Raw genomic sequence first — 10234 nt, forward strand, 5'->3', positions numbered from 1 at the left:
CAAAGCCGTCTGGATCAACGAACCCGCCAAGGAGGAAACCAACTCCGATACAGAACAAGTCGCCTAAAACGTCTCAAACAGTTTGACAGTTACCGCCGCGCCCACCAGAGCGACGAGAATGGCACCACCACCTACCACCGCAGGTTCATCCTCATCGACGGGCGACAAGCCACAGTGAGCGAGCCCGTCTGGCACCCATCCCAACGGGAGAGCAACTCCTTCTTCTCGGCCCCGCACAACGATGTCCGGATCGCCTGCGCGCCAAGGTCACGAACAAGCGCTACAAGTGCACGTCCTTGAGCAGCGACCCGTATTGGCGGTGGCGTCGGGCCTGACGCGGATAGCACGAAACGCCCGCCGCCCGCCAGCGCGGCGGGCCTTCGTCGAGGGCGTACACGTCCCCTTCTTCCCTGACCTCAGGTGATGGTGGAGACGACCACCCGGCGGTTCTTGGCGCGCCCCGCCGCATTGTCCGAGCCATCCGGCTTGGTATCCGGCTCGACCGGTTTGGCCTCGCCGTATCCCCGCGCCTGCAACCGTGATCGCGCCAAGCCCCCCTCGCTCGCCAGCCACTCGACGACCGCCTGGGCCCGCCGTTCGGACAGCGACTGATTGTAGGAGTCGTCGCCCTTGGCGTCGGTGTGCCCGTCAACGGCAATCGGCGCGCCTGCCTTCGCCTTCTCCCCGATCTCCTGGGCGATGCGCTTGAGCTCGGCGGCGGCCGCGGGCTTGATGACTGCCTTGTCGAAGTCGAACAGCACGTCGGCCTTGAGGGTGAAGGCGATCGAGTCGTCTCCCTGCAGGACTTCGCTCTCGCCGACCTTGTACGACTTCAGCGTGGCGGACGGGATGGTCACTGAGGGCACCGTCACTGAGGGCACCGTGACCGAGGGCACCGTGACGGACGGGACACATTCGTTCTGATCGTTGCAGGCCCTCGGCCGGAGGATGGACGGCCGCAGAATGGACGGCCGGAGGATGGACGGCCGAAGGATGGACGGCACGATGCCGCCGTTCTTCGGTTTAACCTGGCACACCTCTGGTGTCGACACGCTTTCGGCGTGCTGCGCCTCGGCCCGTGCCCCGTCGGCCCGAACCGGGTCGAGCTTGATCCCGCCTGCGTTGACGCCGGGTATCTCGACCGGCGGAATCTCCACGGCGGGAATCGACGTCGGCGGGATCGACGCCGCGCCGAGGCAACCTCCAGGAGCCGGGGCGATCTCGGTGCACTGGGCGGGGATGCGCTGTGCGGGGATGTCGACGCCGGGGATGGTGACGGCGGGAATGGTAGTGCCGCCCACCTTCGCCTCCGGGATGGTCACCGGGTCGGCGTGCACGGCCGGGCTTTCCACCGCCGGGAGGAGCTTCCCATTCGGGCAGTTCGCCGGCTCGGGCCCGGTCGGCGTCGGTGTGGGCGTCGGCGTGGCCGGGCTGCTGGGTGGTGCCTCGGTGGTCGTGGTGGCACTTTGCGAGCTCGCATGGGCGGGCGTCTGGCGCTCCTCCCCGCCCCCGCCGGTCGTGCCGGCACCACACGCGGCCATTACCACGACGAGCAGCGGTGTTAAAAGCCTGGTTCTCGTTATGACGGATTTCCCGGAGATTCCCCACATAGCCCTCGACGGTAGGACATCCACCTTCAGAATTCGCATAGCGCGTTCATCGAAGCTGAGCGGCGGGGAGTCTTCTTGGGGCACGGCCCGAAGGTAACCGCAAGGTGCCACCCGCCCCGAAGATCCCCCGGCGTGCTCATCCTCGACCGGCGGGGCTTCGACCGGCTCCCGGCCACCTTCGCTGAGCTGCTCAGCGCCGACGAATACGAGCCGCCGACCCCCAAAGAGCCCATCGAGCATCAGATGGGGGCGGCTGGCGATGGTCCCCATCGCGGGCAAGCGGATTGCCCGTCGCTCTCCGGACACCGCCCGGATGTTCGAGATCCTTGAATGCCCCAACGCTCCGACGCCTCCTGGCAACACCACCTCGCCACACTGCGCGAGCTGCTGGACAGCTTCCCGGTGCTCGGCCGACCAGACGACGTCGCCGCCGGACACGCATACCTCGACCTCGTTGAGCAGAGCCTCGGCTGAGGTCGCCCCCACCACCCGGAGTACGCGGCGCGGCCAACCTACTTGCCTTACATGCCCGACAGACCTTCAAGCAGCTGAGCAGCTATTTCGCTTGACAACCCAAGGCAGCGATTGCGTTCGGCAACGACATTACTGCGCCTCGCATCAACTATTCAGGAGTACACGCCCGAGAAGCCTGCCAGCGCTGCCAGGACGAGATTGCGACGCCTGAATAATCGTAACGTTCTCAGAATTGAAAGGACCCCATCCTGAATAGAAGCGCCCAGTCGGCCATTGAACGACCACTCCGTCCCGAAATTCATGCGCGAACGCATATCCTATTCGAGGTAGGTCCGCCGCAAACTCGCGGGATACAAATACCTCTGATGGGAGAGCCGACGCTCCGCTAGCGAGCTCTGAAGGTGTAGCAAGGCTATATTCGACGCCAATAGCGCCGTACACTACCCGACATTGTGTTGTGATTTCCCGAAGAATGCGAAGCGCCCAGCGAGCAGACTTTGACGCCGAGGAGCGCTCGCGCTTTCCCCACATCTCCGTTGGAATCCCAAGCGCGCCAGCCGCAGTGGAAACGGCTATTGGATGGCGGTCGTTGTGTGGGGCGGCCAGGTACTCGACGAGCACAACTCCACCTGGACCGCCTAGGTATCCAGCTCGCAACGGCCGCCGAGATGGATCTCGACCTGCGACAATTTTTCGGAGTTGATCACGCGGCAGGTCCAGGACGGACGATCGATCAGCCAGGTCCGAGCGAAGTTCGAACCCCATCTCCCATGGCGCTACTTCGATCGTGCCGCTCGATTGACATTCGGCGCGCTCAACGACGCCACACACGGCAGTGAAACACTCGCTCTCCGAACTTTCGGGATATACCGAAATCGTGAGATGTGGTGGCTCGAGATGCAGGTTTTCCCTGGTCATGGCCTATTTCCTTAGCAGTTTCAGCATTGCGCCAACCTGGCCATTGTTTGGCGCAAATGCGGTGACCAATTCGCCGCTGGACCTATCGAATTGCGCCACGAACCACTTCCCATCAATTCGTGCAAGATAAGCGTTCGTAAGCGTAGAGCCACTGCTCCAAGAAACGATCTTTGTGCTACCTGCCGCGCGCTTGATCAGTGAGTTCCACTCGCCCATCTTGTCAGCCTTGGTAACCGGCCGACCGAACCACTGCTCCGCGTGCCTGTCAAACGAGTGACTGAGTCCTCTTTCCGTGATGCTCGGAGTCGGAATTTTGCATGGGCCAGTGTTGTGGACCAGCACCGGCGCGTCGCCTGCCAGCACATAGTACGTGTGCGTGTCTGCGACGGTGAGGTCGTGTGTGCGCTGTCGGCCCTGTTGGTCGAGTACTCCTGTCACTTGGAGGGACAAGCCAGTGGGGCTGCGTAGTTCGTCGCCGATTCGGATGTCTGCGGCGTCGGTCCATCGCTTGGCGTCTATCAGCCAGAACGGGTGGTTGTCGGTCGCCGTGATGGTGGCGGGGCCTCGGCCGGTGGCAAGAGTGAGGCGTGTGAAGTTCTCATCGTTCTCGGTGGTGATGGTGTTGGTGACCGGCCGTGCGGTGGTGAGTCCGCTTTCGGGGTTGGTGGCGGTCACCTGGTCCCCGACGCGGATGTCTTCGATGGCCCGTTGGGCTCCGTCTGCGAGGAGGATCTGGGTGCCGGGTGGGAAGCTGTGGGGCTTGGCGCAGTTCGCGGTGTCGCGTTCGCGTCGTACGCGGTCGATGAGTTGTTTCACCTCGACCGTGGCGAGGGCGCGGGCGTCGATGAGGGTTCTGGCGCGGAGGGGGATGCTGTATCGGACTGTTTGGCCGCCGCTGGCGCGGGACTGGGCCTGGGCGTCGGCCCTGTACTTCGCGGCGACCGAGGTGTAGACGGGGCCGGCGCTTGCGCTGGTGCAGGTGAGGCTGCCGGAGACGGTGCTGCCGGAGAGGGGAAAGGTGCTGCGACTGCTGGTGCACTGTCCTGCGGGCTGGCCGCCGATAGTGAAGGTCGCGCTCATGATGGCGGTGACCTTGCCATCGGCGATGCGGGTCTTCGCCCCGCTGGTGACCTCTCCGGTGAACCTCTGGTTGGCGGTGCAGCCCCCTGCGCCGCAGTTCAAGTCACCCGATCCGTCGAGGGTGAAGGTGATGCCTCTGTCGCTCGCGTTGTTGAGCTGCTTGGCCTGCTTCTCCAGAGTGTCGAACATCCGGGTGACGGCGTCCCCCACGATCGGGGTCAGGTCCATCCCCTTGGAGTCGCTGTCGACCAGGGGCCCGGCGGTTACCTGAGGGATCTCGGCCGGCGCTTCCCCGTTCCGGAAACGCTTGGCCAATTCGGACACATCGTAGGGTTCCAGGCGCAGCACCCGGTAGGGCTTCTGCCGGGTAATGAGCAGACGGCCGGCCGAGGTGTCGATTCCACGTGCGGGTTTCCCGCTCACGGTGACGGACTTCTGCTCCGGGTCGTCCGCCTGCGGTACGCCGTCCAGATCCTTCAGGGCCTTGGACAGTTGAGCCGCCAGTTGCGGTGGCGACGGCCGCTGATCGAGCACCTCGGTCAGCAGCTTGGAGCCGTCTTCACGCCCGGCCGCCCATTCGCTGGGGGTCTTTGTGCCAGGTTTGACGTCGACGTCGGGGGCCGGGTCTACCTGCCACCGGGTGAAGGTCTTCCCGCCAATCCGGAGGACGTCTTCATCGTGGTCCTCGATACCGTCACCTGTGGTACCGAACTGACTTCCGGACGCGGTGACGGTGATGTCTCGTTCGGTGATGCCGGCGATCGCCGTGTCGCGGTATCGCAGGCCCGGGGCCTTGGCCAAGGTGGCGACGGCCTGCTCGAACGGTTTCAGATTCCGCTTGGCCGCGGTGGACGTGCCGGATTCGGAGGAGGGGTTCACCCAGGCCGGCAGCCCCGCCACCAACGCCAGGACCAAAGCACCGACCCCGGCGAGGAGCAGCACGCGCTGAGGTCCGGTCAGCATCCGCAATCTCCGGGTCCACGGGCGACGCACCGGCGCCGGTGGATGACCGGGCGGTGGCGGAACGAACGGCGCGCCTAACTGCGACTGCCTCTGGGGAGGCGGCTGCCCTTGTGGAGGGCCCGGCTCGGTCATGACGTCTCCTCATCTGGTCGGTTCCTGCGCCGCCTCTTCGGCGGCGCTGCGGCAACTGCGTCCGGAGTTCTGGTCAGACCGAAGGGTGTACCGCCCTCGTGATCGCACCTGGTGCCGCGCGGCGGCTCCGCATCACAGGCATGCTCGTGTCCGGCGCGGAGTCCAGTGTGGGAGGCTCGCCTCCAAGATCGGGCGTCTTTCTAGAAAAAAGTCTAGAACTATCTTCTAAGCTGTCTGTGACGAGAACCGAAAGGGATGCGCTGCCATGAGACCGAGGACGTCTATTCGATGAGCCGCAAGCAACAACGCGGCGAAGCAACGGCCGAACAAGTGCTGGACGCAGCGCTACGCATCTATGCCTCGTCGGGGGAAGCCGGTCTCACCGTCGGCGCGCTCACCAAAGCCAGCGGGGTCAGCCCCGGAAGCCTCTATCACCACTTCGGCAGTCTCGACGGCGTGGTCGCCACGCTCGCGCTGCGCTCGCTGGACCAGCTCCTGACGACACTGGTGACAGCGCTGGAACAGGCGACCGACGCCCGCTCCGGTGTCCAGGCCGCTGTCATCGCCTACCTGGACTTCGTACAAGCCCATCCGGACGCGGCCCGCATCATGCACTCCGTCCCCGCCGATCGTGAAGTCATGACCCACGCGGAGCAAATCCGTGACTCCCAGGAGGCCCGGCTGACACCGATCGCCCTCTGGATCCACGCGCACCAGGAATCCGGCGAACTCGCCGAGCTCCCTTCCCCGATGATCGAGTCCCTCGTCATGGGCCCGGTCGTCGCCGTCGTCCGCCGCTGGCTCACCGTAGGGGACCTCGATCTGAAGGAGGCCGCCCGCGCGCTGCCTGAACGCATCTGGCGCTCGGTCAGCCGCTCCTAACCGGATCAACCGGGCGAACCCTGGTGAGGACGTCGACCGTGAGGTCGCCCGTTCGTGACCTCCTGGCCGAGCTGGGGGAGCCTGTCGCGCTGAGCGAGCCCGGCGACGCGTGGCCCGAATCGGAGCGCCGACCAGGGTCGGGTGGCTACCGGAGCAGCCTCGTTGTGCGCTCGGGATAGGCGGCGGTGATGGAGCGCATGGCGGTGCCGTCGCTCTGTGAAATAGCCCCAGAGTTCGTTGGGTAGTTCGGCATGGCCATAGCCGCAGGACCTGGGCTTACTTCCTGGGATCCCCGGTTCTTTCGAGATTGATGAGCCTTCAGAGATTCTGAAGGTCTATCGTCCTCGTCGTTCGTCTTGCACAGATGGCGAAGACGAGGAGGCCGGAGTTGGCGCTGGGACAGCCGCAGGGAATTCACCGGGGTCGAGGAACCGGCGGACAGCCGTTGGCGCTGAGAAGGATCTTGATTGCAGTGAACTGAGGCTGCTCCTGGTTGCGAAGCTTCCTTAGCTCGTTGCCCGGTCCCGGCGTCGGCGTGCGGCGCGGATCTCGGTGTCGGCGATCTTGTCGTCGAGCAACGTGTACAGCTGGGTGGTCGTGGAGGCGTGGCCGAGGCGGCGGCGGACGGCCTCGATGGAGACGCCGGCGTTGATGAGTTCGGTGGCGTGGGCGTGGCGCAGCTGGTGGATGTCGATCTCGACGCCAGCCTGCGCGCAGTAGCTCTGCCAGCGGTGGTGGGCGGCGTCGTAGGATAGGGGCCCGCCCCGGCCGTTGATGGAGGCGCGGAACAGTGGCCCGGCGGTGTAGCCGGCGCGGGTCAGGTAGAGCTTGAGCAGGGCGACGTAGCCGCGGTCGTCCGGCAGGACGGTGCGTACGCTGCCGCCCTTGCCGTGGATGCGGACGTGTTCGTCGTCCAGGCGCAGGTCGAGGTCCTCCACGTACAGGCCGCAGACTTCGGAGGCGCGGGCTCCGCACACGTAGGCGGTCTCGAACAGCACTCGGTCGCGCACCCGGTCCAGCGGCAGGTCCTTGGGCGGCCTCCGCGAGCAGATCACCGCCAGCACCTTGACGACGTCGGCGGCCGCGGCCGGGCGCGGCAGGCTCTTGGGCACCTTGACCGTGTCGATCCGGTCCATCGGGTTGGCCTGCAGCAGGTCGTGCCGGACGGCCCACTTGGCGAAGGAAGCGACGGCGGCGCGCTTGCGCTTACGGCTGGCCGGTGATGCGAACGGAGAGACAACCTGATCTCTCGACTCAGCAAACCTGGCGCCGCCGCCTGGATGCGGGGGAGTCACAAGAAGCGTTGGGTAAAGATCCCCCTATTCTGCAGTTCGTGGGGAATCGAGGGCATTCGGCGTCGGGGAGCGTGCGCATCACGCGTGCGAACGCGCGGTTCCAGCAGTGGCAGGCGCTGCTGGGCAACCGGGCCAAGCGGCAGCGGGCCGGGGAGTTCCTGGTCCAGGGAGTGCGCCCGATCAGCCTGGTGGTCGAGTTCGGCTGGCCGGTGCATACGCTGATCTACGACGCCGAACGGCCGCTGTCGAACTGGGCCGAACAGATGCTGAAGACGGCTGGCGGCGAGCGGGTGGCCATGGCCCCCAACCTGCTGCGCGAGCTGGGCGGCAAAGACGAGGACATACCTGAATTAGTGGCGGTGGCCGGCCTGCCGGACGATGAGCTGTCCCGCATCCAGGTGGGCCCGTCCTTCCTGGGCATGGTGTTCGACCGGCCGAACAACCCCGGAAACATCGGAACGATGGCGCGCTCACTGGACGCGTTCGGCGGCGCGGGCCTGATCGTCACCGGACATGCCGCCGACCCCTACGATCCCCGATCGGTGCGGGCCTCCACCGGATCGCTGCTGACGCTGCCGGTGGTGCGGTCCCCCTCACACCGGGAAGTGCTGGCATGGATGGAGCGGCTGCACGCCCAGGGGCAGCCGCTGACGGTGGTAGGCACCGACGAGAACGGCACCTGCGACGTCGCCGACCTGGACCTGACCGGCCCCACCCTGCTGGTCATCGGCAACGAGACCACCGGCCTGAGCGCGGGATGGAGGCAGGCGTGCGACACGATGGCGCGCATCCCGATGGCCGGTTCGGCCAGCTCCCTGAACGCCGCCAGCGTCGCAGCCGCACCGCATGACCTACCGTCACGCGACCGTCCGAACCGGCCATCAGGACCTGGCCAGCGGTGCGGTGCTGCATTCGGCTCCAGGGTTTCCCGCGTTCCCGGTCCGGCTGGCCAGCGAGATCTTCCAGCGCGCGCTGGCTCTGCGTGGCGGCGACCGGCCCGCGGTGCTCTGGGATCCGTGCTGTGGCAGCGGTTACCTGCTGACCGTGCTGGCGTTCCTGCACCGGCGGCAGATCGCCTCCGTGCTGGCCTGCGACCTCGCCCCTGAAGCGCGGCACCTGGCCGAACGCAACCTCGCCCTGCTGAGCCAGGCCGGTCTGGCGGCCCGCGCCGCCGATCTCGAAGAGCGTGCCGCCCGCTTCGGCAAACCGGCCTACGACTCGGCCGCGCGCCGCCCGCCGGCTCGCCGCCGGACTCAACGTCGCCGGAGGAGACATGCCGCACGCGGTGCGCCAAGCCGATGTGTTCGACCCCGCCCAGCTCCAGCGGACACTCGGCCATCACACACCCGACATCGTGATCACCGACGTCCCCTACGGCGAACAGACCCACTGGCGCGGACCCAGCGCGGCGGCAGGAGTCACCGGCATGGTCGAGGCGCTCACGGCCGTGCTCCCGCACGACAGCGTGATCGCGGTGACGGTGCGGGGCCGCAAGGTTCCCACGGACCGCGGGCCACGCCCCCAGGCATCCTTCAAAATTGGTACCCGAGCCGTCGCGCTGTTCCGAACCTCCGAACGTCTTCGTACTTCCGCACGCGCGTGACAGTCGGAGGACGCCACATTCGTGGTGAGGTCCTTGCCCGCCGGCGTGGGCGATTCGAACGGTCCGCGCTTCAGACGCCGTCCTCACCCATGATAGCGGCACTGGCGATGCTGGCCTCGGGCAACGCCGCCGTGCGGAGCGGTCGCAGGCCCTTGTCCGGGGCCGAGGAGGCGATCGCATAGCGGCCCAGGCAGTTGAGGTGGGCGTGGCCCAGCGGGGACAGCCGCGCCACGTCCTCGTCCTTGACCAGCACACCCTGGGCGCGCAGCTGGTCTACGATCGCCGACAGATACCGTGAATTCCACAACACGACGGCATTGACGACAAGTCCCAGAGCTGCGAGTTGATCCTCCTAGCCTTCCCGATATGCCTGCCGGATCCGGCCGGAGTTACCGTGGCAGATCTTGCGGGCCAGGCGGTGCCGGGACTCCTGGACCGACAGCTGCTTACCCAGGCTGCGGCGGTAGCTGGAATCCATCGGGTCCAGCATGCTCAGCAGGTCATAGGCGCGCACCTGGTTGGTCACCAGCGATCCGGCGACGCGGAGCATGTCCGGCCACTGGGTGATCACCTTCTTGGGATTCAGCTTGTTCCGGGCAATCGCCTCCAGCACCCCGTAGTCGCCGGTGCTGCCGTCGGGTAGCTCGGCCCGCCAGAACCGCTGGTCGCCCAGGTCGGCGAAGCGGGGCGCGAACCGGTAGCCGAGCATGGAGAAGATCCCAAACACCATGTCACTGTTTATATGGACAGAGTCAAGCTGATCTTCGTGGTCAGAATGCGGGCTCGTTGAACAGAGCGATGACGTCGAAGCCGTCGATGGGTTCGCTCAGTTGGTAGACGCGCATGGTCGTTGTCCTGTCGTCTCGGGGTCGTCGACTTCGCCGAGGTCGACGAGCAGGTCCTGGATTCGCCGGGCGATGGCGGTGTGTCGTTCGACCTCGCGGGTCCAACCGCGCTCGTCGGCGTCCTGGACGAGTTGGTGCTCGACTTCCAGCCGGGCGTGGAGCCGTGGCGAGTAGTCCGGGGTGGTGACGAACTTGGCGCAGGTCAGGTAGAGGTCACACTCGCAGGGCCCCTCGGCGGGAAGGCGGAGGCAGCGACCGAGCTCGAGTTCGGTCTTGAGGAAGTTGCTCTTGAGCCAGTCGACGGCCTCCGCGGGCAGGGTGCCGGACCTTAGTGGTCTGAGTTGTAAATCCTTCGGGGGTTATGCGGCAGTGTCCAGTACGGCAGGCTGATGGTCGCAGTGATCGTGCTGCTGGAGGTTGTGCTCTTTCTGT

7 protein-coding genes and 3 pseudogenes are annotated in these 10234 nt (G+C 66.1%); 6 read left to right on the forward strand and 4 right to left on the reverse strand.

Features of this window, described 5'->3' with window-relative positions; translation table 11 throughout:
- Positions 1–416: 416 nt before the first annotated feature.
- Complete coding sequence (locus tag ACFOY2_RS54315; protein WP_379536059.1) at positions 417–1694, reverse strand: OmpA family protein; 1278 nt, start codon at positions 1692–1694, stop codon at positions 417–419.
- A gap of 48 nt (positions 1695–1742) precedes the next feature.
- On the opposite strand from ACFOY2_RS54315, the gene ACFOY2_RS54320 reads away from it, so the two are divergent.
- A complete protein-coding gene (locus ACFOY2_RS54320; RefSeq protein ID WP_379536060.1) occupies positions 1743–1940 on the forward strand; it encodes a hypothetical protein in 198 nt (65 codons plus the stop codon).
- The gene (locus ACFOY2_RS54325) at positions 1941–2084 is read left to right on the forward strand and encodes a hypothetical protein (RefSeq protein WP_379536061.1); all 144 of its coding nucleotides are present in this window, start codon (positions 1941–1943) and stop codon (positions 2082–2084) included.
- Between the two features lie 921 nt (positions 2085–3005).
- On the opposite strand, the gene ACFOY2_RS54330 is transcribed toward ACFOY2_RS54325, so the two are convergent.
- Positions 3006–5045, reverse strand: a complete 2040-nt coding sequence (locus ACFOY2_RS54330; RefSeq protein ID WP_379536062.1) for a polymorphic toxin-type HINT domain-containing protein — start codon at positions 5043–5045, stop codon at positions 3006–3008.
- Positions 5046–5465: 420 nt separating this feature from the next.
- On the opposite strand from ACFOY2_RS54330, the gene ACFOY2_RS54335 reads away from it, so the two are divergent.
- The gene (locus ACFOY2_RS54335) at positions 5466–6059 is read left to right on the forward strand and encodes a TetR/AcrR family transcriptional regulator (protein WP_379536063.1); all 594 of its coding nucleotides are present in this window, start codon (positions 5466–5468) and stop codon (positions 6057–6059) included.
- 506 nt (positions 6060–6565) lie between these two features.
- Here the strand turns inward: ACFOY2_RS54335 and ACFOY2_RS54340 are convergent.
- Complete coding sequence (locus ACFOY2_RS54340) at positions 6566–7195, reverse strand: tyrosine-type recombinase/integrase (RefSeq protein ID WP_379536064.1); 630 nt, start codon at positions 7193–7195, stop codon at positions 6566–6568.
- Between the two features lie 86 nt (positions 7196–7281).
- Here ACFOY2_RS54340 and ACFOY2_RS54345 point away from each other — a divergent pair.
- Positions 7282–8175 (forward strand): annotated as a pseudogene (locus tag ACFOY2_RS54345) (TrmH family RNA methyltransferase); the annotation flags it as partial.
- A 25-nt stretch (positions 8176–8200) separates the two neighbouring features.
- Positions 8201–8957 (forward strand): annotated as a pseudogene (locus ACFOY2_RS54350) (rRNA methyltransferase).
- A 70-nt stretch (positions 8958–9027) separates the two neighbouring features.
- On the opposite strand, the pseudogene ACFOY2_RS54355 reads toward ACFOY2_RS54350, so the two are convergent.
- Positions 9028–9693 (reverse strand): annotated as a pseudogene (locus tag ACFOY2_RS54355) (Tn3 family transposase); the annotation flags it as partial.
- 114 nt (positions 9694–9807) lie between these two features.
- Here ACFOY2_RS54355 and ACFOY2_RS54360 point away from each other — a divergent pair.
- Complete coding sequence (locus tag ACFOY2_RS54360; RefSeq protein WP_379536065.1) at positions 9808–10134, forward strand: hypothetical protein; 327 nt, start codon at positions 9808–9810, stop codon at positions 10132–10134.
- Positions 10135–10234 lie beyond the last annotated feature (100 nt).

Origin of the sequence: Nonomuraea purpurea, assembly GCF_042650645.1 — a bacterium.
Taxonomy (GTDB): domain Bacteria; phylum Actinomycetota; class Actinomycetes; order Streptosporangiales; family Streptosporangiaceae; genus Nonomuraea; species Nonomuraea purpurea.